Genomic DNA, 24,280 nt, shown 5'->3' on the forward strand with positions numbered 1-24,280 from the left:
TTGAAAGAATATAAAAAACTTATTGACTTTAAAATTTGAATAAGTTAAAATGATTCTTGTCTTAAATGAATACAGTCTGGTAATGATGGCAGAGAGGCCACACCCGTTCCCATACCGAACACGGAAGTTAAGCTCTCTAGCGCCGATGGTAGTTGGGACCTTGTCCCTGTGAGAGTAGGACGTTGCCAGGCAAAATGGAGGATTAGCTCAGCTGGGAGAGCACCTGCCTTACAAGCAGGGGGTCGGCGGTTCGATCCCGTCATCCTCCACCATATATGTCGGAGGGGTAGCGAAGTGGCTAAACGCGGCGGACTGTAAATCCGCTCCTTCGGGTTCGGCAGTTCGAATCTGCCCCCCTCCACCATTCTTAATTAATGGGCTATAGCCAAGCGGTAAGGCAACGGACTTTGACTCCGTCATGCGCTGGTTCGAATCCAGCTAGCCCAGCCATTAAGAGCCATTAGCTCAGTTGGTAGAGCATCTGACTTTTAATCAGAGGGTCGAAGGTTCGAATCCTTCATGGCTCACCATTTTAACAAAATATGCGGGTGTGGCGGAATTGGCAGACGCACTAGACTTAGGATCTAGCGCCTTTGGCGTGGGGGTTCGACTCCCTTCACCCGCACTTTTAATAAAATAACTCAAACATGTCTTGCGGAAGTAGTTCAGTGGTAGAATACAACCTTGCCAAGGTTGGGGTCGCGGGTTCGAATCCCGTCTTCCGCTCCAATTTTCAATATGACATGCCGGGGTGGCGGAACAGGCAGACGCACAGGACTTAAAATCCTGCGGTGGGTGACCACCGTGCGGGTTCGACCCCCGCCCTCGGCACCATATGCGCCCGTAGCTCAATTGGATAGAGCGTTTGACTACGGATCAAGAGGTTAGGGGTTCGACTCCTCTCGGGCGCGCTTTTATTAACGGGAAGTGGCTCAGCTTGGTAGAGCACCTGGTTTGGGACCAGGGGGTCGCAGGTTCAAATCCTGTCTTCCCGATATTCCCAAAAACATGGGGCCTTAGCTCAGCTGGGAGAGCGCCTGCCTTGCACGCAGGAGGTCAGCGGTTCGATCCCGCTAGGCTCCACTTTATTTATTATATGTCTCGGAGGTATACCCAAGTTCGGCTGAAGGGATCGGTCTTGAAAACCGACAGGCGGTGAGAATCGCGCGGGGGTTCGAATCCCTCTACCTCCTCCATTTTCTTTTTAAATGGTTTAGATACATATAATAATAAATTTTTATTTTTCCTTCATGGAGGTATACCCAAGTTCGGCTGAAGGGATCGGTCTTGAAAACCGACAGGCGGCGAGAGTCGCGCGGGGGTTCGAATCCCTCTACCTCCTCCATTTTTAAAAAAACATTATATTGTCGCGGGGTGGAGCAGCACGGTAGCTCGTCGGGCTCATAACCCGAAGGTCGCAGGTTCAAATCCTGTCCCCGCAACCAAATGGTCCCGTGGTGTAGTGGTTAACATGCCTGCCTGTCACGCAGGAGATCGCCGGTTCGACCCCGGTCGGGACCGCCATTTATGTTGGCTCGGTAGCTCAGTCGGTAGAGCAGAGGACTGAAAATCCTCGTGTCGGCGGTTCGATTCCGTCCCGAGCCACCATTTTTTTATGCCGACTTAGCTCAATTGGTAGAGCAACTGACTTGTAATCAGTAGGTTGGGGGTTCAAGTCCTCTAGTCGGCATCCTTTAGGGGCATAGTTTAAAGGTAGAACTGAGGTCTCCAAAACCTCCAGTGTGGGTTCGATTCCTACTGCCCCTGTAAAGTATATGGGCCTATAGCTCAGCTGGTTAGAGCGCACGCCTGATAAGCGTGAGGTCGATGGTTCGAGTCCATTTAGGCCCACCATATATATTATTCCGCAGTAGCTCAGTGGTAGAGCTATCGGCTGTTAACCGATCGGTCGTAGGTTCGAGTCCTACCTGCGGAGCCATGGCCCGTTGGTCAAGTGGTTAAGACACCGCCCTTTCACGGCGGTAACACGGGTTCGAATCCCGTACGGGTCATAAAAAAAGAGTCAGCAATATGCTGACTCTTTTTTATTTTGTGGAATTCTCCTTTATCAACTGATTTTCCTGAAATAAATAAAGGGATTTAGGAAAAGCTATGGTATGTATAAAAAGGAGGAGATACAAATGACACGAGTGAGAGACTTTATGAGTACTCATGTTGTACATTGTACACCGCTAGACAACGTATATGAGGCTGCTGTAAAGATGAAAGAAGAATCGATTGGATTGATTCCAGTTGTTGAAAATGAGCAAGTTGTTGGGCTTGTTACGGACCGAGATTTAGTTGTTCGTGGGATTGCTGAGAAACATCCTGGATCTAATAAAATTACAAATGTAATGACAACAAATATTGTTTCAGTTTCTCCAGATGATTCTATTGAAAAAGCTACAGAGTTAATGGCACAGTATCAAATTAGACGATTACCAGTAGTTGAGAGTGGTCAACTCGTTGGGATGTTAGCACTAGGTGATTTAGCTATAAGAGAATCGGCAGATGATCAAGCGGGATTTGCTTTAAGTGAAATTTCGGAGCATACGGAATGAAGAGAGACGTTCCTTAGTGGGATAAGTTACGTATAAAAATCAGATGCATTATTCTAGTATATATGGATTAAACTAATATGTTAGCATGATGTATCTGAGACATTATATAATATAAGTATACAGTTAGTAATTTCGACAGTTATTTAAAATTTGTCATTCCTAATTTTAAATAAGAGAAAAAATGATATACTGATAGATATAAGTATTATGAAAGATTTCGAATATAACAATATTTATTGTTAACGATGTAATAATGGATTAATATTTCCTATGTAGACAAAAGGGAAGGGGAATTATATGAGGGCTGTACAGCGCGATCCAAATTGGAATTTGGTTACAGATACATATATAGAACCAAATAATTTCGCTGAATTATTTTCTTTGCTTGTACCTTGTCATCCAAAAGGTGAAGGGAAAGAACGAACTATATTAGTGTGGAAAGAAAAAGAATTTTATAAAGAAGAAAATTTAGCGGCATTTATCGTATATGGAATGGATAAAGTAAAGAATTTACCGCAGTTTCATAAAGATGAAATTCCAACTCTAGTACGTATTCTTCGCTTATGCCAAGAGATTGGTTGGTATGAAGAAGCAAATACTTTTATGATAACTCAAGGACTAGCTGAGTTTGTTCACACTTCATTGGAATATGAAACGTGGGATCTGTTGACGCAAGCGGTTGCTTTAAACTATTTAATTATTAAATATCGTATTGGTGAATTGACTGATGGGGATGTAGAAATTTGGGATAGGGTTAAATTTAATGAGAAATGTATAACGGATTGTAAACATTTATTATCTCATAAAGAAGTATTGGAATTTACATTCTTTTATATGTGTAAGAGAGCTAAATTACTATCAAAAGAGCAATTAAATAGTGATATGATGAGTCTAGCGATGTATTGTAATACGTTTGTGTATGACTTATACACACATGACTTATTACGAAAATATCGTAAGTGTACAGATTTCCTATCATATTATGGACCTAGTCAAGCGGTGTTAGCTTGTCAAAGAGCTGTACTTTCTCAAATTTCAGATCGATTAGACCCACTCAAGACTACTCATGTAGATGATTATTTATATGTAATGAAAGAAATGATGGAGCATATGACGATAGGAATAATGGATCGATATGATCATTTTATCGGGAAGTTATTATCATATGTGCCATTTTTCGAAATGATTCAAGTTCCACAACATGCATATTATTGTGAAGAATTGCTGTATATTTGTAAAGGCATTGAATATAAAGAAGAAATATTACGCAATTATATATTTATACAATTACATGATTGTTTACCATCATTCTTTAAACTATTTCTTAAAAATAAACGTTATGCAACAATTCATGATATTCTGTTCTATTGGTGTGATGATGAACAAAGAATGAGCTTAGAGAAAAAATATAACCTTAGCTTTATTTATGAAAAATATGCTTGTGGATAAAGAGCATTTTCTATATAAAAAATTTATATAAATTAAAAAGGATCTCAAGTTTATGTGAGATCCTTTTTTTATTAGTAAAGCAAGGAGAACGTAATTAAGACGAGAAATAACATTCCATAAAGGATAAATTGTGCTGTATTGCTTCCTTGTATACCAAAAAAAGTATTTATTTTGGTGTATACATTCAATATATATTTTAGCGGATTATCTTTGAAAGATTGATACACAGTGTCTCCTCTTTCTAAGCTTCTTGTTCGTGTTTTTTGGTATTAGGAACATGAATGTATCTAGCTATGAATAATAAAACAGCCATAAAGAATACAGGAAATACGGTAGATAAATAAAAACCATTACTAATAATATTTGTTATTAGGGCACTTAATAGAAAGATGGCATTATATATATGGGCAATTTTTTGTTTTAGTTGTACTTGAAAGGATTCCATCATAATTTCTAAAGCAACAAAAGCAATGATAATAGATAAAAATACAGTGTTTGTATTGTAAATGATTAAACAACAGATTAAACCTAAAAAGGCTAAGTATTCAATTAAGAGAGGTATATTGATATTGCGTTGCATACAATTTACCTAACTAAATATGGCAGTGGGTTTACTGCATTTGTTTTTTCAAAATTCCATTCTCCATTGTGTAACTCAAAATGAAGATGTTGCCCGTATGAATGACCTGTGTTGCCCATATGACCTACTAATTGTCCAGCTTGTACTTGATCACCAGCTTGTACAGTGCGATCTTTCATGTGTGCATAGACTGTTGTATATAATTTCCCGTTTATTTGATGGGCGATGAACACAACATTGCCATAGCTAGCTGAATAATATGATTTCACAACTTTACCTGCAGCTGCCGCCTGGATAGAGACATTACCTTGAGCTGCAATATCTATACCATAATGCATTTGTTCCCAACGTATATCAAAGGTTGAGCTAATTCTTCCTTGAGTAGGGAATTTGAAAACTGCTGGAATGGAAGTAGGTTGAGCCGTTTGAGCTTGTGATTGTGATTGATTTTGCATCACATAATGTTTTGCTACGTATCCGTATCCTGTGCCAAAACGAATTTTATACCAAGTTCCTACAGTTTCCACTACTTGTATTTGTGTACCATTTTGTAATGAACCAAGTAGTGCACTACTTGTACTAGCGTTGCCACGTACATTAAGTTTAGGTGTTGCAACTGTGTATTTCGTATTATTTTGAACTGTGATGCCTTTTACTAAAGGCTGTGAACCATTAGATACGAATGCTTTTTGTACGTAACCTGTTTTGCCATTATGTAAAATTTTATACCACTCGCCTTGTTCTTCTTGAATGGTAACGAATTTCCCATTTGGTAATACATCTAAAATTGAAGATTCTAAATTAGGTTCAGAACGAACGTTTAATGCATTGGCATTAACGATGTATTGATTAGTAGATTGAAGTTTGTTTTTTAGTAGAATAGCGTCTTTTTGTACGTAACCTACTTTATTATTAACAGATACTTTATACCAGCCATTAGTTGTTTCAAGTATGTTTACTTTCGTATTAAAGCGAATTGTATCAATTGAAGAGCTATTTGCGTTATTTTTTGTATGTAAGGCTACTTGATCGACTTTGACATATCCAGTTTTCACATTAGATAATTGTTCAGCGTTGGCTGTTTGTACATTTGTTTCTCCCATAGAAGGAAGTAAAGAGGCAATTGCGACAGTAGTTGCTGTTAAAGCAGTAGCTTTCATATTCATATAATAGAGACCTCCTCTAGTTGTATAGTTGTAATTTTATTATAGTATAAAGATATAATATAGTGGGTGTATTCACATAAATGTAATATGAAATCAATATAAAAATAAATTTTTTGAGGATAATGATTCCTTTTTATTCAATTAATTAGGATAATAATTTCTAAGATAGAATATAAGTATTATATAGTTTTGTTATTTTGTTGACAATTGAGAAAATTAAAACAGTTGATGATGTCTTATTACGATGTTATACTGACAGTGATAATTTCATAGTTTGCTAGGAGAGCTGGTGTTGCCAGCTGAGAGTAGGCCGTAAGCCTTTGATCCTTTTCATTACCTGATCTAGATTATGCTAGCGTAGGGAAGCAATTCGGACACTAATAATAAGTCCCCGTTTCTTTGCGTATAGAAACGGGGCTTTTTTGTTTGAAAATTTCATATTGAAACCACTAGGGGTGCTTGTTGTGCTGAGAGAGGAATAATCCTTAACCCTTACAGACCTGATCTAGGTAATACTAGCGAAGGGAAGTGGAGCAACGAATAAATTATAATTTTATTTGCTGTAACCACTTCTTATTTAGAAGTGGTTTTTTATTTAAATACACATACCGGAAGGGGATAGGGAAATGAAATTTTGCGATAGATTATTAGAAACTGTACAACCAGTTTGGGAGATGAGTCATAATCATCCGTTTGTAGTAGGTATGGGGGATGGCACGTTAGAAAAAGATAAGTTTCAGTATTACATTATTCAAGATTATTTATATTTGTTAGATTATGCAAAGCTATATGCGATTGGTGTTGTAAAAGCAACGAATCCACAAGTAATGGGGAAATTTGCTGAACAAATTGATGGCATATTAAATGGAGAAATGACAATCCATAAACAATATGCAAAAAGACTGGGAATTTCTATAGAGGAGATAGAGTCTGCAAAGCCATCTGCTAAAAATTTAGCTTATACAAATTACATGATGTCTGTATCTCAAAATGGCACACTTGCGGAATTAATAGCAGCACTTCTTCCATGTATGTGGAGCTACTGGGAAATTGGAAAGCGTTTAAATGATATTCCTGGAGCAAGAGATCATGAGTTCTTTGGTGAGTGGATTCAAGGATATAGTTCTGAAGAATACGGTAACCTTTGTATTTGGTTAATCGATTTATTAAATGAAATGGCAGTTGGAAAGTCTGAAAAAGAGCTAGATCGATTAGAGGAGATTTTCCTATATTCCAGTCGATTTGAATATTTATTCTGGGATATGTCCTATCGTAAGGAGATGTGGGGATTTGAGGAGCAAGAACATACTACAGTTTCATAATGTTTCTTTTCATTATGATGAGAAACCAATCATCAATGAATTAAATGCTTCTATACAAGATAAAGAGTTTGTAAGTATTATCGGACCGAGTGGATGCGGGAAAAGTACTCTATTTCGCCTTATTACAGGTTTAGAAGAAGTAAGTACTGGGCAGATAGAGCTGACAGAAACGAAGAGCCATCCTGTAGGGTATATGCCCCAAAAAGATATGCTCCTGCCGTGGCGAACGATTATTGAGAATGCTGCTCTGCCGCTAGAGTGTCAAGGTGTACAGAAGAAAGAAGCACAAATAAAGGCCAAGGAACTGCTACATAAATTTGGCTTACAAGGGTATGAGACAAAATATCCGAAAGATTTATCTGGTGGTATGAGACAACGCGTATCTTTTATTCGAACTTTATTAACAGGCGGGGAGATATTGTTGTTAGATGAACCGTTTAGCGCGTTGGACGCTTTAACGAAGGCATCTTTGCAAGAATGGCTGTTTGAACAATGGAAAGAGTGGGAAAAAACAATTTTATTTATCACTCATGATGTGGAAGAAGCGTTGTTTCTTTCTAATCGAATTTTAGTAGTAGAGCAGCAACCGATAACTACTTTAACCGAGAGGGTTGTACCGCTTGATCGTAATCGAACAAGAAAAGATTTATATAAGCCTGAAGTGTTAGCGCTTAAAAATGAGCTTCTTAGTATGTTACAAAGGCAGGTACTCGTATGATGAACCGGTTGAAGGAGCTATTACCTGCCCTTACACTTTCTAGTATTTTACTTGCCTTTTGGGAAGTAGGCGCAAGAATCGTAGATGAAATGTACATTTTGCCGTCACCGTCTGCAATTTTGATGAAGATATGGAAACTAAAAGATATATTATTTACGGTTCATTTGCCGGCAACCTTATCGGTCGTTTTAATAGGGGTGGCTATTTCTATCGTACTTGGGGTAGGGCTAGCGATGTTAATGAATGCGAGTAATTGGATGGAGAGAGCATTTTATCCATTATTAGTTGCCTCACAAACGATTCCTATTACAGCGCTTGCGCCGCTTTTCGTTTTATGGTTTGGATATACGATCTGGAGTAAGGTTGTTGTTACTGTTTTAATTACGTTTTTCCCAATTGCGGTCAATACGTATGATGGACTACGCAGTACGAAAAAAGAATGGGAGGAGCTCTTAGTTACGTATGGGGCAACGAAAAAAGATGTTTTTCTTAAATTAAAGTTACCATCTGCTCTTCCTTATTTTTTCTCAGCTTTAAAAATTGCAGTTCCGCTTAGTGTAATTGGGGCAGCAATCGGTGAGTGGCTCGGTGCACAAGCTGGGCTTGGATATTTCAGTAAAAGAATGATGACGCAGTTAGACGGAGCAGGTGTATTTGCACCCATTGTATTGTTATCATTATTAGCTATTTTCTTCGTCATACTTATCTCAGTATTAGAAAAGAAATTTATTAGTTGGAGGAAGTATTCATGAAATTTTTAAAACGCATCTTTGTGTTGACATTATTAGTTGCAATGATCGCTGGATGTTCTAGTAATTCAGCGTCAGATAAGAATAAAAAAGAAAAAGAAATAACGGTCATGCTTGATTGGTACCCAAATGCGGTACATAGCTTTATTTATGCGGCGATTGAAAAAGGATACTTTAAAGAAGAAGGAGTCAAGGTGAATATAAAATTCCCTTCTAATCCGACTGATCCATTAACTTTAGCAGCTGCAGGAAAAGTAACGGTTGGCTTATATTATCAGCCAGATGTTGTCATGGCAAAAGCAAATGAACAAATTCCAGTGAAATCAATTGGAGCTGTCGTACGTTCACCATTAAATCATGTTGTATCGCTGAAATCAGCAGGCATTCAATCGCCAAAAGATTTAGAGGGGAAAACAGTTGGATATTCTGGAACACCTTTAAGTGAGATGTATTTAAAAACGATGGTAAAAGAAGCTGGTGGTAATCCAGATACAGTGAAAGTAGTCGATGTTGGCTTTGATCTAGTACCGGCATTAATTACGAAGAAAGTGGATGCGGTAACAGGGGCATACATTAACCATGAAGTACCTGTTATGCGTCATGAAGGTCATGAACCGGCGTACTTTAATCCAGCTGATTACGGTGTACCGAATTATCATGAGCTTGTATTTGTAACAGGTGATAAAACGTTGAAAAAAGATAAAGAAGCGTTACAAGCCTTCTTACGTGGTACGAAAAAAGGCTATGATTTCATGAAGAAAAATCCAGATGAAGCATTAAATATTTTATTAAATCATCAAGAAAAAGAAAACTTCCCACTTGTACCAGAAGTTGAAAAAGAAAGTATGAAAATTTTATTAGAGAAAATGGAAACGAAAGATGAGCCATTCTTATCAGATTCAAAAGAATCATGGGAAAAACAAAATAAATGGCTGAAAGATAAAGGAATGACGAAAGAAATCGTTCCGGCCGATGAGTTATTCGAAAACATTTTAAAGTAGGCGAATGAATATGAAAAATGAGCTTCATGTAATCTCAAATGGTCACATGTCATTCGAAGAGTTAGTGAATGTAGCGATGCAAATTGAAAGTGAGATTGACTATTTGCATATTCGTGAGCGTGAGAAAAGTACGAAGGATTTGTATGAAGGTGTGGAAAGTCTTTTGAAGAAAGGCTTTCCGGCATCAAAAATAGTGATAAATGATCGAATTGATATCGCTATTTTATTAAACATTCCACGCGTGCAGCTCGGATATCGAAGCGCCAATGTAAGGTCAGTGAAAGAAAAGTTTTCTTATTTGCATGTCGGCTATTCTGTACATTCTTTAGAAGAGGCGATCGATGCATTTAAGAATGGAGCGGATTCCCTCGTCTATGGTCATGTATTTCCGACAGATTGTAAAAAAGGTGTGCCAGCGAGAGGGCTTGAAGAGGTTTCAGGCATTGCAAAGTGTTTATCCATACCGATTACAGCAATTGGCGGAATTACCACGGAAAATATCGGGGATGTTCTTACTAACGGTGTCAGTGGTATTGCTGTTATGTCTGGGATTATAAGTAGTAGTAACCCGTATAGCAAAGCGAAATCTTATAAGGAATCAATAAGAAAGTGGGCGGAAAAACATGTGTAAGAAGTATGATGTAGCGATAATTGGCGGTGGTGTAATCGGTAGTTCAGTTGCACATTTTCTAGCAGAAAGAGGACATAAAGTAGCGATTGTAGAGAAGCAAAGGATTGCATCTGAAGCTTCGAAAGCAGCTGCTGGTTTACTCGGGGTTCAGGCAGAATGGGATGCATATGACCCGTTATTTGAACTTGCTAGAGAAAGCCGTGCTATATTTCCACAACTTGCAGCAGTTTTACGTGAAAAAACAGGCATCGATATTGGGTATGAAGAGAAAGGCATTTATCGCATTGCCCAAAATGAAGATGAGAAGGAAAGGATTCTTCACATTATGGAGTGGCAGCAGAAAACAGGTGAAGATTCTTACTTTCTAATGGGAGATCGTTTACGAGAGAAAGAGCCGTGTCTATCTAAGTCAATTATAGGTGCTGTATATTATCCAAAAGATGGTCATGTTATTGCACCAGAGCTTACGAAAGCATTCGCACATTCCGCATCAATTTCGGGTGCTGATATATATGAACAGACAGAAGTGTTTGATATTCGTATTGAAAATAATAAAGTGACTGGGATTGTTACAAGCGAAGGTATCATGGCGTGCGAGAAAGTTGTGATTGCGGGTGGTTCATGGAGCACGAAGTTACTAGGTTATTTTCACCGCGAATGGGGTACATATCCAGTTAAAGGAGAAGTAGTAGCGGTAAGAAGTAGAAAACCACTTTTAAAGGCACCTATTTTCCAAGAAAGATTTTACATTGCCCCAAAGCGTGGTGGACGTTACGTAATTGGAGCAACGATGAAGCCTCATACGTTTAATAAAACAGTGCAACCAGAAAGTATTACTTCTATATTAGAGCGCGCGTATACAATATTGCCAGCTTTAAAAGAAGCAGAGTGGGAAAGCGCATGGGCAGGGTTAAGACCTCAATCGAATCACGAAGCTCCTTATATGGGAGAGCATGAAGAAATAAAAGGTTTATATGCTTGTACTGGACATTATCGAAACGGTATTTTATTAAGTCCTGTTTCTGGTCAGTATATGGCTGATTTAATAGAAGGAAAGCAGGAGAATCATTTGCTAGATTCATTGCTTTCTAAAACAGTTTAGAAAGGGGATGGAAGTTTGAATTTAAAAATTAATGGTAACCAACTTGAAGTGCCAGAGAGTGTGAAAACAGTGGCTGAGCTACTTACGCATTTAGAGTTAGATAACAGAATTGTAGTAGTAGAGCATAATAAAGATATTTTACAAAAAGATGATCATACAGATACATCTGTTTTTGATGGAGACCAAATTGAGATTGTAACTTTCGTAGGAGGCGGTTGATTATGTTAAACATTGGACCATTTTCATTTCATTCTAGACTTTTATTAGGAACAGGGAAATTCCCTGATTTTGATGTACAGCAAAAGGCAATTGATGTATCTGAGGCTGAGGTTTTAACGTTCGCAGTACGTCGTATGGATATATTTGATGCAAAGCAGCCTAATTTATTAGAGAAACTTGATGTGAAAAAATATACGTTATTACCGAATACAGCTGGAGCAAAAAATGCTGAAGAAGCTGTTCGTATTGCAAAATTAGCAAAAGCTTCGGGGCTTTGCGATATGATCAAAGTAGAAGTTATTGGTGATGATAGAACGTTATTACCTGATCCAGTAGAAACGTTAAAGGCATCTGAAATGTTACTAGAAGAAGGATTTATCGTACTTCCGTATACATCTGATGATGTTGTATTAGCACGTAAATTACAAGAACTAGGTGTGCATGCAATTATGCCAGGAGCATCACCAATCGGTTCAGGGCTTGGTATTGTAAATCCGTTAAATTTAAGCTTCATTATTGAACAAGCGACAGTACCAGTTATCGTTGACGCTGGTATCGGTAGCCCAGCTGATGCGGCATTTGCGATGGAATTAGGAGCGGATGGTGTGTTATTAAATACTGCTGTATCGGGAGCAAAAGATCCAATAAAAATGGCACAAGCAATGAAATTAAGTATTGAAGCAGGACGATTAGGATTTGAAGCGGGGCGTATTGCACGTAAGCGTTGTGCAACAGCAAGTAGTCCTTTAGAAGGAATGAGCGTAGTTGAATAATCGATATTCTCGCCAAGAATTATTTTCTCCAATTGGAGAAGAGGGGCAACGAAAGATAAGAGAAAAGCATGTACTCATTATCGGTGCAGGTGCATTAGGTAGTGCAAATGCAGAGATGTTTGTAAGAGCAGGTGTTGGCATAGTAACGATTGTTGACCGAGATTATGTCGATTGGAGTAATTTACAAAGGCAACAATTGTATGCAGAGAGCGATGTAGAGAATAACCTACCGAAGGCTGTAGCGGCAAAAAAGCGTCTAGAAGAAATTAATAGTGAAGTAAGAGTAAAAGCTCTCGTTCAAGATGTAACTGCTGAGGAATTAGAAGAACTCGTTACAAAGGTTGATGTAATGATTGATGCAACTGATAATTTTGAAACACGTTTTATTGTAAATGATATAGCGCAAAAGTATTCTATTCCATGGATTTACGGAGCATGTGTAGGGAGTTACGGCCTTTCTTACACAATTCTTCCTAGTAAAACGCCATGTTTATCTTGTTTATTACAATCGATTCCGCTTGGCGGAGCGACATGCGATACAGCGGGCATTATATCTCCTGCTGTATCTCTCGTCGTTTCTCATCAAGTAACGGAAGCTCTTAAACTGTTAGTGGAAGATTACGAGTCACTTCGAGATGGACTTGTATCGTTTGATGTATGGAAGAATGAATACTCATGTATGAATGTGCAAAAGCTTCGTAAGCATAATTGTCCTTCGTGTGGAGAGAATGCGATATACCCGTATTTAAATAAAGAAAATACATCGAAAACAGCAGTTTTATGCGGGAGAAATACAGTTCAAATTAGACCACCTCATAAAGAAGAAATGGATTTTGAACGATACAAAGAGCTGCTGAATGATCGTGTGAATGATTTAAATGTAAATCCATATTTATTATCATTTTCTGTGGAAGAAAAGAGATTAGTTGCTTTCAAAGATGGACGTGTACTTGTACATGGAACGAAAGATATAAGCGAAGCAAAAACGATTTATCATCGCTATTTTGGATAGAAAAGGATGAGTGGGATGAAAGTAAATAAAGCTTTAACAATTGCAGGATCTGATAGCGGCGGCGGTGCCGGCATTCAAGCAGATTTAAAAACATTCCAAGAGCTTGGTGTGTACGGGATGACGACTATTACGGCAATTACTGCTCAAAACACGCTTGGCGTTCAAGGGGTATATCCAGTTCCGTTAGAAGGCATTACGGAACAGCTGAATTCAATTGGTACGGATTTAACACCAGATGCTGTGAAATTAGGTATGTTATTTAGCAGTGAAATTATTCAAATTGTAGCAGAATATATTAATAAATTTGGCTGGAATAATATTGTGCTAGACCCTGTTATGATTGCTAAGGGCGGTGCATCATTATTACAACAAGAAGCAGTACAAGCATTAAAAGAATATTTGTTACCAGTAGCAACCGTTGTAACACCGAATGTTCCTGAGGCAGAAGTGTTAACTGGGATGGAGATTCATAATGTTGAAGATAGTAAGGAAGCTGCGAAAGTACTGCATGAATTAGGTGCGAAATACGTGCTTATGAAGGGTGGACATGCAGAATATCAAGGTAATGAGGTAATTGATTTACTCTTTGATGGTGAACAATTTATTGAATTTAGAAGTGAACGAATTCCTTCAAAGCAAACGCATGGAAGTGGGTGCACATTTGCTTCAGCGGTTACTGCAGGACTTGCGAAAGGATACTCGATTGAAGAGGCAGTTCAAGAAGCAAAACGATTTATTAGTATAGCAATTGAAGAGCCGTTGAATATTGGAAGTGGTCATGGGCCGACGAATCATTTTGCATATAATTTGAATAAAACGCAAGCATAGGTAAGTAAAAAGTCAGTTGTATAGCTGGCTTTTTTTGTTTACTTTTTCCAAATACAGGAGTAATATATCAGCCAGAATACATTTTTTTGTAAACGCTGAGTCCAAATATAAGGAGCGGAGGAACCAATTTGTGCAGTGTCACTAGGGGTGAATCTTTCAATTTTGAAAGTAGGGCTACTCTCAAAGTCCGAATCCGACAGCTAACTTCGTAAGCGTCTTGAGAGAGGACGGTGCCATGATGGATACATCACTTCATCGATCTGATTAGTATAGGGGAATATCAATCTATGTTTGATTTCTTTTATGCTAAGGAGGATGAGGTACATGGAGCTAACACTTATTTGTGTTGGAGAAGAAAGCAAGGTAAATAGTTTAAGAGATTTAGTAGCATTTCAACATGAGTTAATTATTTTTACAGCAAATGAAGAGATAGCTGCTGAAGTTAGGAATTGTGGGTTTGATTGGACTTATAGCTGTAGTAAGGCGCAGGATTTTACTAGTATTTGTGAGTGTATTAAGAAGGTGATTTTACTAGGGGATGAGCTTCCAATCGTTAGCTTCTTCACAGAACACATTCGCTTTTCTTTTCAAGCACCTATTACTGTTGTTACAAGGAATAAACGATATCCAACGAGGCTCTATGAAACAATTGGAGCTACATTTGTCGTGTTTACGAATTGTGATAATATTTCTTTTTTATTTTTTGAATAGGGTGGAGGAAAAGAAGATGAAAGTGTTGTTACTAGGAGATATAGCGAATCGTTGGGCGGTATCAGTAGAGCGAGTTCAAGCATTGGTGGTGCTGGATCCTATTTTTCCAAGGCCCTATATCATATTGCCATCGAAAGACGCTTTATATTTAAAAACAGATGTTATCGAATATGAGCAGCTACATGCAGAATTGTCACAAGTTTATATTCGCGGGAGAAATTTACGTGCTTTTTTACGAGGAGAATAAATAGTGAAATAAAAAGAGCGAATGCTAAGTGCAACAAGCTATGCACTTTATGTCATTCGCTCTTTTTATTTCGTATTGAAAAGATCATTTCTGTGAAAATGAAAGAAAAGACGAGTAAATAGATGAAAGAATATTAATAACACTCAATGTAAGCGTTTAAATAGATGGATATTTTCTTATTTTCAGTAATTTAGCTCTTTACAAGTTAAATATAGAGGAGTATATTTACTCTCATAAATCATTCATAAAATTTCCAAAAAAACCTAAAATCGCTGAGTTCCAGAAATGGAGCGGGGGAACCAATTTTGTGCATCGTCACTTGGGGTGAATCTTTCAGTTTTGAAAGTAGGGCTACTCTTTAGGCCCGAATCCGACAGCTAACCTCGTAAGCGTTTAGAGAGGAGGTTTACTTTGTGTTGTTCATTTCGAACACTAAGTAGAGCTTAGTGTTCTTTTTTTGATCATTTAATGGTAAATTTTTACAAAAAGAGAGGGATAGCTATGTTAGATGTTGTAATGATCGGGATTTTTGTTGTGTTAGTCGCATCGATGGCAAGTCTTGCAAGTTGGTCAGATAAAGTTGTGAAAGAAGGGAAGCAATCATGACGGTTGCCTTATCGGTTATTGTTGCAGCAATTACGGTGTACTTAGTGTATGCATTATTAAATCCAGAAAAGTTTTAATTAGGGGGAATCATTCATTATGATTTGGGTCGCAGTTGTTATTACAATGCTGTTGTTTATTCTTGTGGCAAAGCCAACGGGAATTTATTTAGAGAAAGCATTTCAAGGTAGTAAAAAGTTAGATAAAGTATTCGGGCCTTTTGAAAAACTTATTTTTAAAATTACGGGTGTAAAAGAATACAATCAAACGTGGAAACAGTACGCACTATCATTAGTTTTATTAAATGGATTTATGATTGTTGTCGTATATTTCATTTTCAGACTACAAGGGGTATTGCCATTAAATCCAGCACACATTGAAGGAATGGAGCCTACGCTCGCTTTTAATACAGCAATTAGTTTTATGGCTGATACAAACTTACAGCATTATAGCGGTGAAAATGGTTTATCTTATTTATCACAATTAATCGGAATTACATTTTTAATGTTTGCAGCACCGGCAACGACATTAGCACTCGTTATGGCATTTATAAGAGGGCTCGCTGGAAAAGAACTTGGTAACTTTTTCGTTGATTTTACGAGAGCACTAACGAGGGTTTTTCTTCCTATCGCATTTATTGCGGCGCTAGTCTTTGTCGCACTTGGTGTACCACAAACGTTAGACGGGGCCGTTACAGCACAAACGATTGATGGCGCGAAACAAAGTATATTACGTGGGCCAGTTGCATCGTTCGTTTCCATTAAGGAACTTGGAAATAACGGCGGTGGATTTTTCGGAGCAAACTCTACGCATCCTTTTGAAAACCCAGGACAAATGAGTAATATTTTGCAAATGATGCTTATGATGTTATTGCCAACAGCACTTCCATTTACGTACGGACGAATGGTAGGAAATAAAAAACAAGGTCGTATTCTCTTCGTATCACTATTCATGGTGTTTCTACTAGGGTTTATAACGATTACGACATCTGAACTAAATGGAAATCCAGCGTTAAACGGAATGGGTATCGAGCATGTACAAGGAAGTACAGAAGGAAAAGAAGTACGATTTGGAACGGTATTTTCTTCCCTATACGCAACAGTGACGACAGCTGCTGAAACAGGAGCCGTTAATACGATGCATGATACGTTAACACCAATTGGCGGGTTAGTACCACTCGTAAATATGATGTTAAATACAGTGTATGGCGGCGTTGGAGCAGGCTTTGTGAACATTATTATGTATGCGATTATCGCAGTCTTTATATCTGGATTGATGGTTGGACGGACACCAGAGTTTTTAGGTAAGAAAATTGAAGGTAAGGAAATGAAATTAATTGCGGTAACGATACTATTTCATCCACTGCTTATTTTAGGGTTTTCAGCATTAGCTCTTTCAACAAGTTTAGGAACGGATGCCATTTCTCATTCTGGTTTCCATGGTTTAACGCAAGTGGTATATGAATACACATCGTCGGCTGCGAATAATGGATCTGGATTTGAAGGGTTAGCGGATAATACACCGTTTTGGAATATTACAACTGGCTTAGTTATGTTTTTAGGGCGCTATTTCAGTTTAATTACGATGCTAGCTGTTGCAGCTTCATTGAAAGAAAAGACGGTAGTACCAGAAACAGTCGGAACGTTCCGTACAGATAATAGTTTATTTGGCGGCATTTTCATCGGAACAATTGTAATTGTCGGTGCATTAACATTCTTCCCGATGTTAGTACTCGGCCCAATTGCAGAATTTCTTACATTGAAGTAATGGAGGGTAAATGATGAGACCGGTAGTAGTAAAAGAAAAGAGAGTAAATGAGTCACAAATACATGCTGTAGAAGATGAAGTTAGACAAGCAAAAACGATGGATCGTGATATCGTGACACATGCGATGAAACAATCCTTTGCGAAATTGAACCCGAAAGTCATGATAAAGAATCCGATTATGTTCGTTGTAGAAATTGGATTTATCATTACGTTCATTTTATCTTTTCTTCCAAGTCATTCTAGTAGTGTACCAGGATGGTTTAATATAACAGTTTCTCTCATTCTCTTGTTTACAGTTTTATTTGCTAACTTTGCAGAAGCGTTAGCGGAAGGGCGGGGGAAAGCGCAAGCTGATTCTTTAAAACAGTCGAAGAAAGATGTGTTTGCAAATGTTGTAAAAGAAAATGGAGACATTGTTCAAGTTTCGGCAACTGATCTGAGAAAAGATGACGTTGTTATTGTAAAACAAGGAGAAATGATTCCAAGTGATGGGGAAGTAATTAAAGGATTAGCGTCTGTTGATGAATCTGCGATTACAGGGGAATCAGCTCCTGTAATAAAAGAAGCGGGCGGTGATTTTTGTTCCGTAACAGGCGGAACGATGGTCGTAAGTGATGAGATTACAATTGTCATTACGAGTAATCCTGGTGAATCATTTATTGATAAAATGATTTCGTTAGTAGAAGGAGCTGCTCGTCAAAAAACGCCGAATGAAATTGCTTTAAATACAGTATTAACGAGTTTAACGCTTATTTTCTTAATCGTTGTTGTGACGTTGCCGATTTTTACAAACTATTTAGGATTTCAAATTGATACAGCTGTACTTGTAGCGTTGTTAGTTTGTTTAATTCCAACGACAATTGGTGGTTTATTATCAGCAATTGGTATTGCTGGGATGGACCGCGTGACAAAGTTCAATGTGTTAGCGATGTCGGGTAAAGCAGTAGAAGCTGCGGGTGATATTAATACAATCATTTTAGATAAAACAGGTACGATTACTTTCGGGAACCGAATGGCACATACATTGCTTCCTGTAGGAAATGAGACGATTGAGCAAGTAGGGAAATGGGCCGCGATTAGTTCAGTCTTAGATGAAACACCAGAAGGTCGATCAGTTATAGAATATGTAAAAACGAAAGCTATATCATATAATCGAGAAATTGCAGAGCAAGGTGAGTTTATCCCGTTCAAAGCAGAAACGAGAATGAGTGGTGTGGATTTACAGGACGGAACGAAAGTGAGAAAAGGTGCTGTAGGTAGCGTAATTGAATGGGTTAGGTCACAAGGTGGAACGATTCCGAAAGATGTAAATCAAAAAGCAGATTCCATTTCCAAAGAGGGCGGGACACCACTTGTAGTTGCAGTGGATAATCGTATTTACGGTTTAATTTATTTAAAGGATACAGTAAAGCCAGGTATGCGTGAGCGTTTTGAACAATTGCGCCAAATGGGGATTAAAACGGTTATGTGTACAGGTGATAACCCGTTAACAGCAGCAACGATTGCAAAAGAAGCAGGGGTAGATGAGTTTGTTGCTGAGTGTAAGCCAGAAGATAAAATTGCGGTTATTAAAGCAGAGCAAGATAAAGGGAAACTTGTAGCGATGACAGGTGATGGTACAAATGATGCGCCGGCATTAGCGCAGGCTGACGTTGGATTAGCGATGAATAGTGGTACGACAGCTGCGAAAGAAGCAGCGAATATGATTGATTTAGATTCGAACCCGACAAAAATTATTGAGGTTGTAGGGATTGGTAAGCAATTGTTAATGACGCGTGGTGCGTTAACGACGTTTAGTATTGCGAACGATATTGCAAAATATTTTGCAATCATTCCAGCGATGTTTACACTTGCGATTCCGCAAATGGAGGCATTAAACATTATGAAACTAACATCACCACTGTCAGCGATTTTATCAGCATTACTATTTAATGCAGTTATTATTCCATTACTCATTCCATTGGCGATGAAAGGTATCGCATATAAACCAATGAGTTCGAATGCACTACTTGGCCGAAACCTACTTATTTATGGACTTGGCGGAGTGATTGTACCATTCATTGGAATTAAAGTAATTGATATAATTGTCGGCTTGTTCATATAAGGAAGAGGGGAAAAAGATGGCGAAGAAACAAAGTATACTATCACCAATTATCCGTATTACTTTTACATTTTTAGTGTTGTGCGGGCTTGTATATCCGCTTATTGTTACTGGTATTGCACAAGCAGTAATGAAGGATAATGCGGATGGAAGTTTAATATATAATGATAAAAATGAAGTGATTGGTTCTAAATTAATTGGCCAAAATTTTACAGATCCACGTTATTTTCATGGGCGTGTTTCTAGTATTGAATATAAGGCAGAAGCATCTGGTTCAAATAACTATGCACCGTCTAATCCAGATTTAGAGAAACGAGTAGAGAAAAGTATTGAAGAGTGGAAGAAACAAAACCCAACTGTTCCAGTTACAGAAGTGCCGATCGATTTAGTGACAAATTCAGGTTCAGGGCTTGATCCTGATATTAGTCCGAAGGCAGCTTCTGTACAGGTAGAGCGTATCTCAAAAATAACGAAAGTTCCAAAAGAAACGTTAGATCAATTGATTAAAGATCAAACGGAAGGTGCGGCACTTGGCTTATTTGGGGAGAGCCGCGTAAATGTTTTAAAGTTAAATTTAGAATTACAGAAACTACTGAAATAGTAACAGTGCTACCTCAATCTAACGGATTGAGGTAGTGTTGTTTCGAAAGAAAGGTTGTGAGTGTTTTGTATGCGGATGACTATAAACCAACGTTTCAAAGGCGAACACCAGAAGAGTATTTAGAATATATTCGTCAGCAAAACCGCGGGAAGTTAAAGCTATATGTAGGGGCGGCTCCAGGAGTAGGGAAAAGTTATAAAATGCTACTTGATGCTAGAGAGATGAAAAAGGATGGTATTGATATTGTAATTGGTTTAATTGAAACACATGGGAGGGAAGAGACAGAAGAAGCGATTGCTGATTTAGAAAAAGTCCCTTTAAAAGAAATAGATTATAAAGGAAAGGGATTTTATGAGCTTGATGTGGAAGGAATCATAAAGCGGGCACCACAAATTGTTGTTGTGGATGAACTTGCGCATAGTAATATTCCCGGATCGAAAAATAAGAAACGTTACATGGATGTGCAGGAATTGTTAGATGCCGGTATATCTGTATTATCAGCATTTAATATTCAACATTTAGAAAGTGTTCATGACATTGTAGCTCAAATTACAAATGTAAAAGTAAGAGAGCGTATTCCAGATTTTATTTTGCAAAAAGCAAATGAAATTCAACTTGTTGATGCAACACCTGAGGTACTCCGGAAGAGATTAATCGATGGAAAGATATATAAGGAAGAAAAAATTCAACAAAGCTTACAAAACTTCTTTACGCTTAATAATTTAGGGGCACTCAGAGAATTATCCCTTCGGGAAGTGGCAGATGATATGGACGAGAAAATTAGCCAAACCGTTATAGAACCGATTGGTGTAAAAGAAAAAATTCTCGTTTGTGTACAATACAGTTCAACAGCAGAGAAATTAATACGGAGAGGTTGGCGTATGGCGGATCGCTTAAACGCTGAATTGTATGTATTAAATGTTGAAAGGGAAAATATAGAGTCCCTTTCAGCAGGGAAAAAGCAAACGATTGAAGAGTGGAAGTTGCTAACGAATCAATTTGATGCGAGTTTTGTTTTAGAAGAAGCAAAAGGAAGAAAGCCAGCGGATGTTATTATTGAAGTCGCGAAAAGACTACAAGTAACGCAAATTTTACTCGGACAATCAGCAAGAACAAGGTGGGAAGAAATTCGAAAAGGTTCAATTGTAAATGAAATTATGAGAGAAACGAAGTATATTGATATTCATATCGTTGCAGATCAAAGAGTTTAGAATAGAGACCATCTATAGGTCTCTATTTTGCTTTTTGTACAGCCTGAAAACGTAGCATTTTCATTGCGCATAAAATGATAAATAGAAATGTAATTGCACCTAGGAAGAAAATCCAAAAGTAATTTTGATTAAATACAAGAAAGCCACCTACAAGTGGCCCTGTGCCCATACCGAGATAGCGTATGAAGTTATACATACCGATGGCTGTTGCGCGTTCTTGTACGAATTCTTCCGTTAATAAAGTAGTGTGAGTTGGCATAGAAAGTCCCATACTAAAACCGTATAAAGATGTAACGATAATGATGAATGAGATATTGATGCTATATGTGAAAGAGAATAAAGTGACACATATAATATTGAAGAAACTAGTGATGAATAAAGCTTGCTTTGTTGTGAGGCATTTTTGCAAAAGCTTGTAGCAATAACTTCCTAACATAATAGAAAGGGACATCGGTACAAATATAAGACCAATTTTACTTGCAGTTAAGTGAAATGAATTTGTTAAAATGCTTGGTAAAAAAACGAGGAAGCAAAAGTAAATACAAAATTGAATGAAGCCAATAAGAGTAATAGAAAATCCAGTTTTATTTTTTAAGATAAACCAGTAACTCTTTTTTGCTTGCGGTTGCTTAATTACAGTTGGTTTTGTTTCTGGAAGTAGTGAAATGTTTATAATTAATAAGAGAATGCCAAGTGTAGATAAAAATAAAAATACGTATAAATGGCCATTTATACTGCCGAGATAACCACCTATAAGAGGGCCAATTGCAGGTGCGAGAGCAAGTAACATTTGATACAGGCTCATCGCTTCTCCGCGTTCTTTTCCTTCAAATAAATCACCGATAATCGTTGCTGCAACTACAGGGATAGCTGCTATTCCTATAGCTTGAACAGCCCTAAAAAATAGAAATAAATAAATGTTCGCCGAAAAAGCACATCCGATTGAACCAATTGTACTAATGATTAAACTAGGGATAAGGACAGATTTTCTCCCTTTTGTATCAATTAAAGGTCCATATATGAGCTGCATAATTGCAAGAACGAATGTGAATAGTGAGACTGTTACATTTATTAGATAAAGAGAAGTGTGAAAAGAAGCTTGAATCATAGGCAAGATAGGCGTGTAAATATTTTGAGCGAAGGAACCGAGTAAGGCACTCATACAGACAACGTATAAAATGAAATGTAGTTTGGATTTTTTCATTATGTTAACCTCCTTGTAATTTAGTTTCCTTGGAAACTAAATTTATTTTAACATGTTTTTCTCACTTGTAAATATGAAAAAATGATTTTAAAATGGTATATAGTTAAATTGTTTCTTTGGAAACTTAGGGGGCGAACGGATTGGAACGTACAATGAAACAAATGGAAATAATTTCGGACATTCGTACACTTTTGCATAAAAAAGAAGAACATTTGAAAGGGCAAAATGAGAAGTTTCTTCGTGAGACAGGTATAAGTGGTATGTCTTTATCTGAATTACATGTGATCGAGTGTATCGGAAAAAATGCTCTGATGAATGTAACTGCTATTACGACAGAAATGGGAATGACAAAGGGTGCAATCTCTAAAATTTGTACAAAGTTGTTTCAAAAGCAATTCGTTGAGAAGATGCAAATGTTAGATAATCAAAAAGAAATTTTCTTTCGCTTAACGGAAAGCGGAAATGAAATATATAAAGCTCATGATAAATTGCATAAACAAGCTGAAGAAAAGTGGCTGCTACTGTTAGATGGATATACGGAAGAAGAGCAAAATTTTATTCAAAGGTTTATAAAGGATGTCTCCAAACATCTGGAAATATAATTGGAAGAAAAAACTCCTTTATTTCAAGCCTTTTGAATATAATTTCTAAAAAAACTCATATATAATAGAGAAAGATACTTAACATAGTGAATAATTAAAGAGTCAATATATAAAGAGGAGAGAATAACATGCTTGAAAATACGGGATTAGTATTAGAAGGCGGCGGTATGCGTGGTGTATATACGGGCGGGATATTAGAATATTTTATGGAACAAGATTTATATTTTCCATATGTAATTGGTGTGTCAGCCGGTGCTTGTCATGCAGCGTCGTATCTTTCCAGACAAAGAAATAGAAATAAAACAGTAAATATTGATTATGCATCACACCCACAATATTTATCGTATAAAAATTTATGGAGAAAACGCCAATTGTTTGATATGGAGTTCATTTTTCATGAAATTCCAGAAAAACATGTCCCGTTTGACTTTGAAACATATTTTAATAGTCCAGAGCGTTTCCTTGTAGGTACAACAGATTGTGAAACAGGACAGTCTGTTTATTTTGAAAAAGAGGGAACGAATGATGATGCACTAAATTTATTACAAGCATCTAGTTCATTACCTTTCATTGCACCTGTAGTAAATTACCGTGGTAAGCAGTTATTAGATGGCGGGATTTCGGATCCGATTCCAGTTCGTAAAGCGCAAGAAGATGGATTTAAAAAATCAGTCGTTATTTTAACGAGAAATCAAGGTTATGCTAAGAAAAAGTCAAAGTTTGGATGGGTGGCAGCGAAAGCTTATAAAAAATATCCGAAACTTGTTAATACGATGTTGAATCGTTATGAAGTATATAATGAAACACTTCACTACATTGAAAAAGAAGAGCAAGCTGGGAACTTATTTGTTATTCGTCCAGAAGTACAGCTTCAAGTAGATCGTATGGAAAAAGATACGGCAAAACTACAAAACCTATATGAGCAAGGCTATGAAGATGCAAAGAGACAGTTTGCAAATTTACAGTCGTTTTTACAAAAATAAGTATTAGGCTGTGGAGAAGAGTTTCTCCGCAGCCTTTTTATATTGCTTTTAAAAAGATGTATTAATGTTTAAGTGTTTAAAGAGTTTGTAAAACATCGGGTTTCTTATTGAGGAGAATTTATTTGAAGGATATTATGAT

Annotated in this window: 25 protein-coding genes, 20 tRNA genes, 1 rRNA gene and 4 riboswitches; of the genes, 43 read left to right on the plus strand and 3 right to left on the minus strand. The window is 37.4% G+C overall.

Features of this window, described 5'->3' with window-relative positions:
* Positions 1-75 precede the first annotated feature (75 nt).
* The 23 genes from rrf (at position 76) to DN393_RS29470 (ending at position 4,010) form a co-directional block, all read left to right on the plus strand.
* Positions 76-191 (plus strand): 5S ribosomal RNA (gene rrf / locus DN393_RS29360).
* A gap of 5 nt (positions 192-196) precedes the next feature.
* A tRNA-Val gene (locus tag DN393_RS29365) sits at positions 197-272 on the plus strand.
* An 8-nt stretch (positions 273-280) separates the two neighbouring features.
* Positions 281-364, plus strand: a tRNA-Tyr gene (locus DN393_RS29370).
* Positions 365-375: 11 nt separating this feature from the next.
* Positions 376-450, plus strand: a tRNA-Gln gene (locus DN393_RS29375).
* 4 nt (positions 451-454) lie between these two features.
* Positions 455-530, plus strand: a tRNA-Lys gene (locus DN393_RS29380).
* Positions 531-544: 14 nt separating this feature from the next.
* Positions 545-625, plus strand: a tRNA-Leu gene (locus tag DN393_RS29385).
* 29 nt (positions 626-654) lie between these two features.
* A tRNA-Gly gene (locus tag DN393_RS29390) sits at positions 655-729 on the plus strand.
* A gap of 16 nt (positions 730-745) precedes the next feature.
* Positions 746-834: transfer RNA gene (locus tag DN393_RS29395), tRNA-Leu, on the plus strand.
* A 3-nt stretch (positions 835-837) separates the two neighbouring features.
* A tRNA-Arg gene (locus DN393_RS29400) sits at positions 838-911 on the plus strand.
* A 10-nt stretch (positions 912-921) separates the two neighbouring features.
* Positions 922-995, plus strand: a tRNA-Pro gene (locus DN393_RS29405).
* A gap of 15 nt (positions 996-1,010) precedes the next feature.
* A tRNA-Ala gene (locus DN393_RS29410) sits at positions 1,011-1,083 on the plus strand.
* 20 nt (positions 1,084-1,103) lie between these two features.
* Positions 1,104-1,196: transfer RNA gene (locus DN393_RS29415), tRNA-Ser, on the plus strand.
* 56 nt (positions 1,197-1,252) lie between these two features.
* A tRNA-Ser gene (locus DN393_RS29420) sits at positions 1,253-1,345 on the plus strand.
* Positions 1,346-1,368: 23 nt separating this feature from the next.
* Positions 1,369-1,445 (plus strand) — tRNA-Met (locus DN393_RS29425).
* A gap of 3 nt (positions 1,446-1,448) precedes the next feature.
* Positions 1,449-1,524, plus strand: a tRNA-Asp gene (locus DN393_RS29430).
* 8 nt (positions 1,525-1,532) lie between these two features.
* Positions 1,533-1,608: transfer RNA gene (locus DN393_RS29435), tRNA-Phe, on the plus strand.
* Between the two features lie 9 nt (positions 1,609-1,617).
* Positions 1,618-1,690: transfer RNA gene (locus tag DN393_RS29440), tRNA-Thr, on the plus strand.
* A 6-nt stretch (positions 1,691-1,696) separates the two neighbouring features.
* Positions 1,697-1,767: transfer RNA gene (locus tag DN393_RS29445), tRNA-Trp, on the plus strand.
* Between the two features lie 10 nt (positions 1,768-1,777).
* Positions 1,778-1,854, plus strand: a tRNA-Ile gene (locus DN393_RS29450).
* A gap of 10 nt (positions 1,855-1,864) precedes the next feature.
* Positions 1,865-1,939, plus strand: a tRNA-Asn gene (locus DN393_RS29455).
* Between the two features lies 1 nt (position 1,940).
* A tRNA-Glu gene (locus DN393_RS29460) sits at positions 1,941-2,012 on the plus strand.
* A 129-nt stretch (positions 2,013-2,141) separates the two neighbouring features.
* Positions 2,142-2,561, plus strand: coding sequence for a CBS domain-containing protein (locus DN393_RS29465; RefSeq protein ID WP_000199001.1), 420 nt, complete (start codon positions 2,142-2,144; stop codon positions 2,559-2,561).
* 297 nt (positions 2,562-2,858) lie between these two features.
* Positions 2,859-4,010 carry a DUF3965 domain-containing protein gene (locus DN393_RS29470; RefSeq protein ID WP_046956752.1) on the plus strand — a complete coding sequence of 384 codons (1,152 nt, stop codon included), beginning with the start codon at positions 2,859-2,861 and terminating at the stop codon, positions 4,008-4,010.
* 241 nt (positions 4,011-4,251) lie between these two features.
* Here DN393_RS29470 and DN393_RS29475 read toward each other — a convergent pair whose 3' ends face one another.
* Positions 4,252-4,590, minus strand: coding sequence for a hypothetical protein (locus DN393_RS29475; RefSeq protein ID WP_001189486.1), 339 nt, complete (start codon positions 4,588-4,590; stop codon positions 4,252-4,254).
* A 5-nt stretch (positions 4,591-4,595) separates the two neighbouring features.
* On the minus strand, positions 4,596-5,756 hold the full coding sequence (locus DN393_RS29480) for an SH3 domain-containing protein (protein WP_088047985.1): 1,161 nt from the start codon (positions 5,754-5,756) through the stop codon (positions 4,596-4,598).
* 269 nt (positions 5,757-6,025) lie between these two features.
* Positions 6,026-6,137, plus strand: a riboswitch (TPP riboswitch).
* Between the two features lie 60 nt (positions 6,138-6,197).
* A riboswitch (TPP riboswitch) is annotated at positions 6,198-6,300 on the plus strand.
* Positions 6,301-6,382: 82 nt separating this feature from the next.
* Between DN393_RS29480 and tenA the strand changes: the two genes are divergently transcribed.
* The 18 genes from tenA (at position 6,383) to kdpDN (ending at position 21,352) form a co-directional block, all read left to right on the plus strand.
* Positions 6,383-7,078 carry a thiaminase II gene (gene tenA / locus DN393_RS29485; RefSeq protein ID WP_000666826.1) on the plus strand — a complete coding sequence of 232 codons (696 nt, stop codon included), beginning with the start codon at positions 6,383-6,385 and terminating at the stop codon, positions 7,076-7,078.
* Positions 7,047-7,796, plus strand: coding sequence for an ABC transporter ATP-binding protein (locus DN393_RS29490; RefSeq protein ID WP_064473926.1), 750 nt, complete (start codon positions 7,047-7,049; stop codon positions 7,794-7,796). The genes tenA and DN393_RS29490 overlap by 32 nt, the downstream gene beginning before the upstream one ends.
* Positions 7,796-8,548: an ABC transporter permease gene (locus DN393_RS29495; protein WP_064473931.1), complete on the plus strand. Its 753-nt coding sequence runs from the start codon at positions 7,796-7,798 to the stop codon at positions 8,546-8,548. The genes DN393_RS29490 and DN393_RS29495 overlap by 1 nt, the downstream gene beginning before the upstream one ends.
* The gene (locus tag DN393_RS29500; protein WP_000670443.1) at positions 8,545-9,546 is read left to right on the plus strand and encodes an ABC transporter substrate-binding protein; all 1,002 of its coding nucleotides are present in this window, start codon (positions 8,545-8,547) and stop codon (positions 9,544-9,546) included. The genes DN393_RS29495 and DN393_RS29500 overlap by 4 nt, the downstream gene beginning before the upstream one ends.
* A gap of 10 nt (positions 9,547-9,556) precedes the next feature.
* Positions 9,557-10,177 carry a thiazole tautomerase TenI gene (gene tenI / locus DN393_RS29505; RefSeq protein ID WP_088047981.1) on the plus strand — a complete coding sequence of 207 codons (621 nt, stop codon included), beginning with the start codon at positions 9,557-9,559 and terminating at the stop codon, positions 10,175-10,177.
* On the plus strand, positions 10,170-11,279 hold the full coding sequence (gene thiO, locus DN393_RS29510; RefSeq protein ID WP_149174196.1) for a glycine oxidase ThiO: 1,110 nt from the start codon (positions 10,170-10,172) through the stop codon (positions 11,277-11,279). Before tenI ends, thiO begins: the two co-directional genes overlap by 8 nt.
* Positions 11,280-11,294: 15 nt before the next feature.
* Positions 11,295-11,498 carry a sulfur carrier protein ThiS gene (gene thiS, locus DN393_RS29515; RefSeq protein ID WP_098111382.1) on the plus strand — a complete coding sequence of 68 codons (204 nt, stop codon included), beginning with the start codon at positions 11,295-11,297 and terminating at the stop codon, positions 11,496-11,498.
* A 2-nt stretch (positions 11,499-11,500) separates the two neighbouring features.
* Positions 11,501-12,271 carry a thiazole synthase gene (thiG, locus tag DN393_RS29520; RefSeq protein WP_000931995.1) on the plus strand — a complete coding sequence of 257 codons (771 nt, stop codon included), beginning with the start codon at positions 11,501-11,503 and terminating at the stop codon, positions 12,269-12,271.
* Positions 12,264-13,283 carry a thiazole biosynthesis adenylyltransferase ThiF gene (thiF, locus tag DN393_RS29525; protein ID WP_064473923.1) on the plus strand — a complete coding sequence of 340 codons (1,020 nt, stop codon included), beginning with the start codon at positions 12,264-12,266 and terminating at the stop codon, positions 13,281-13,283. Before thiG ends, thiF begins: the two co-directional genes overlap by 8 nt.
* A 6-nt stretch (positions 13,284-13,289) precedes the next feature.
* Positions 13,290-14,111 carry a bifunctional hydroxymethylpyrimidine kinase/phosphomethylpyrimidine kinase gene (thiD, locus tag DN393_RS29530; RefSeq protein ID WP_098111380.1) on the plus strand — a complete coding sequence of 274 codons (822 nt, stop codon included), beginning with the start codon at positions 13,290-13,292 and terminating at the stop codon, positions 14,109-14,111.
* Between the two features lie 83 nt (positions 14,112-14,194).
* Positions 14,195-14,342, plus strand: a riboswitch (cyclic di-AMP (ydaO/yuaA leader).
* A 93-nt stretch (positions 14,343-14,435) separates the two neighbouring features.
* Entirely contained in the window at positions 14,436-14,822 is a 387-nt protein-coding gene (locus tag DN393_RS29535) for a hypothetical protein (RefSeq protein WP_064473921.1), read from the plus strand.
* Between the two features lie 16 nt (positions 14,823-14,838).
* Positions 14,839-15,069, plus strand: coding sequence for a hypothetical protein (locus DN393_RS29540; protein WP_064473920.1), 231 nt, complete (start codon positions 14,839-14,841; stop codon positions 15,067-15,069).
* Positions 15,070-15,329: 260 nt separating this feature from the next.
* Positions 15,330-15,475: riboswitch (cyclic di-AMP (ydaO/yuaA leader) on the plus strand.
* Positions 15,476-15,570: 95 nt separating this feature from the next.
* Positions 15,571-15,675 carry a SipW-dependent-type signal peptide-containing protein gene (locus tag DN393_RS29545; RefSeq protein WP_000887889.1) on the plus strand — a complete coding sequence of 35 codons (105 nt, stop codon included), beginning with the start codon at positions 15,571-15,573 and terminating at the stop codon, positions 15,673-15,675.
* Positions 15,672-15,752, plus strand: a complete 81-nt coding sequence (gene kdpF / locus DN393_RS29550; RefSeq protein ID WP_000214976.1) for a K(+)-transporting ATPase subunit F — start codon at positions 15,672-15,674, stop codon at positions 15,750-15,752. The genes DN393_RS29545 and kdpF overlap by 4 nt, the downstream gene beginning before the upstream one ends.
* Positions 15,753-15,771: 19 nt before the next feature.
* Positions 15,772-17,439: a potassium-transporting ATPase subunit KdpA gene (kdpA, locus tag DN393_RS29555; protein WP_064473919.1), complete on the plus strand. Its 1,668-nt coding sequence runs from the start codon at positions 15,772-15,774 to the stop codon at positions 17,437-17,439.
* A 13-nt stretch (positions 17,440-17,452) separates the two neighbouring features.
* A complete protein-coding gene (gene kdpB / locus DN393_RS29560) occupies positions 17,453-19,543 on the plus strand; it encodes a potassium-transporting ATPase subunit KdpB (RefSeq protein ID WP_064473918.1) in 2,091 nt (696 codons plus the stop codon).
* A gap of 16 nt (positions 19,544-19,559) precedes the next feature.
* A complete protein-coding gene (gene kdpC / locus DN393_RS29565; RefSeq protein ID WP_088047978.1) occupies positions 19,560-20,141 on the plus strand; it encodes a K(+)-transporting ATPase subunit C in 582 nt (193 codons plus the stop codon).
* 56 nt (positions 20,142-20,197) lie between these two features.
* Entirely contained in the window at positions 20,198-21,352 is a 1,155-nt protein-coding gene (kdpDN, locus tag DN393_RS29570; protein ID WP_081257071.1) for a KdpD-like non-kinase potassium sensor, read from the plus strand.
* Between the two features lie 22 nt (positions 21,353-21,374).
* Here kdpDN and DN393_RS29575 read toward each other — a convergent pair whose 3' ends face one another.
* Complete coding sequence (locus DN393_RS29575) at positions 21,375-22,556, minus strand: MFS transporter (protein ID WP_088047977.1); 1,182 nt, start codon at positions 22,554-22,556, stop codon at positions 21,375-21,377.
* Between the two features lie 152 nt (positions 22,557-22,708).
* On the opposite strand from DN393_RS29575, the gene DN393_RS29580 reads away from it, so the two are divergent.
* Positions 22,709-23,158: a MarR family transcriptional regulator gene (locus DN393_RS29580; RefSeq protein ID WP_370458114.1), complete on the plus strand. Its 450-nt coding sequence runs from the start codon at positions 22,709-22,711 to the stop codon at positions 23,156-23,158.
* A 128-nt stretch (positions 23,159-23,286) separates the two neighbouring features.
* Positions 23,287-24,141, plus strand: a complete 855-nt coding sequence (locus DN393_RS29585) for a patatin-like phospholipase family protein (RefSeq protein WP_000892705.1) — start codon at positions 23,287-23,289, stop codon at positions 24,139-24,141.
* Positions 24,142-24,280: the final 139 nt, after the last annotated feature.

Origin of the sequence: Bacillus sp. BPN334, assembly GCF_008368885.1 — a bacterium.
GTDB classification, from domain to species: domain Bacteria; phylum Bacillota; class Bacilli; order Bacillales; family Bacillaceae_G; genus Bacillus_A; species Bacillus_A wiedmannii.

Excerpts from the sequence above, each read along its gene's own strand:
- DN393_RS29465 (WP_000199001.1), top strand. The coding sequence starts at position 2,142 with ATGACACGAGTGAGAGACTTTATGAGTACTCATGTTGTACATTGTACA.
- DN393_RS29470 (WP_046956752.1), top strand. The coding sequence starts at position 2,859 with ATGAGGGCTGTACAGCGCGATCCAAATTGGAATTTGGTTACAGATACA.
- DN393_RS29475 (WP_001189486.1), bottom strand. The coding sequence starts at position 4,590 with ATGCAACGCAATATCAATATACCTCTCTTAATTGAATACTTAGCCTTT.
- DN393_RS29480 (WP_088047985.1), bottom strand. The coding sequence starts at position 5,756 with ATGAATATGAAAGCTACTGCTTTAACAGCAACTACTGTCGCAATTGCC.
- tenA (WP_000666826.1), top strand. The coding sequence starts at position 6,383 with ATGAAATTTTGCGATAGATTATTAGAAACTGTACAACCAGTTTGGGAG.
- DN393_RS29495 (WP_064473931.1), top strand. The coding sequence starts at position 7,796 with ATGAACCGGTTGAAGGAGCTATTACCTGCCCTTACACTTTCTAGTATT.
- DN393_RS29500 (WP_000670443.1), top strand. The coding sequence starts at position 8,545 with ATGAAATTTTTAAAACGCATCTTTGTGTTGACATTATTAGTTGCAATG.
- tenI (WP_088047981.1), top strand. The coding sequence starts at position 9,557 with ATGAAAAATGAGCTTCATGTAATCTCAAATGGTCACATGTCATTCGAA.
- thiO (WP_149174196.1), top strand. The coding sequence starts at position 10,170 with ATGTGTAAGAAGTATGATGTAGCGATAATTGGCGGTGGTGTAATCGGT.
- thiG (WP_000931995.1), top strand. The coding sequence starts at position 11,501 with ATGTTAAACATTGGACCATTTTCATTTCATTCTAGACTTTTATTAGGA.
- thiD (WP_098111380.1), top strand. The coding sequence starts at position 13,290 with ATGAGTGGGATGAAAGTAAATAAAGCTTTAACAATTGCAGGATCTGAT.
- DN393_RS29535 (WP_064473921.1), top strand. The coding sequence starts at position 14,436 with ATGGAGCTAACACTTATTTGTGTTGGAGAAGAAAGCAAGGTAAATAGT.
- DN393_RS29540 (WP_064473920.1), top strand. The coding sequence starts at position 14,839 with ATGAAAGTGTTGTTACTAGGAGATATAGCGAATCGTTGGGCGGTATCA.
- DN393_RS29545 (WP_000887889.1), top strand. The coding sequence starts at position 15,571 with ATGTTAGATGTTGTAATGATCGGGATTTTTGTTGTGTTAGTCGCATCG.
- kdpF (WP_000214976.1), top strand. The coding sequence starts at position 15,672 with ATGACGGTTGCCTTATCGGTTATTGTTGCAGCAATTACGGTGTACTTA.
- kdpA (WP_064473919.1), top strand. The coding sequence starts at position 15,772 with ATGATTTGGGTCGCAGTTGTTATTACAATGCTGTTGTTTATTCTTGTG.
- kdpB (WP_064473918.1), top strand. The coding sequence starts at position 17,453 with ATGAGACCGGTAGTAGTAAAAGAAAAGAGAGTAAATGAGTCACAAATA.
- kdpC (WP_088047978.1), top strand. The coding sequence starts at position 19,560 with ATGGCGAAGAAACAAAGTATACTATCACCAATTATCCGTATTACTTTT.
- DN393_RS29575 (WP_088047977.1), bottom strand. The coding sequence starts at position 22,556 with ATGAAAAAATCCAAACTACATTTCATTTTATACGTTGTCTGTATGAGT.
- DN393_RS29580 (WP_370458114.1), top strand. The coding sequence starts at position 22,709 with ATGAAACAAATGGAAATAATTTCGGACATTCGTACACTTTTGCATAAA.
- DN393_RS29585 (WP_000892705.1), top strand. The coding sequence starts at position 23,287 with ATGCTTGAAAATACGGGATTAGTATTAGAAGGCGGCGGTATGCGTGGT.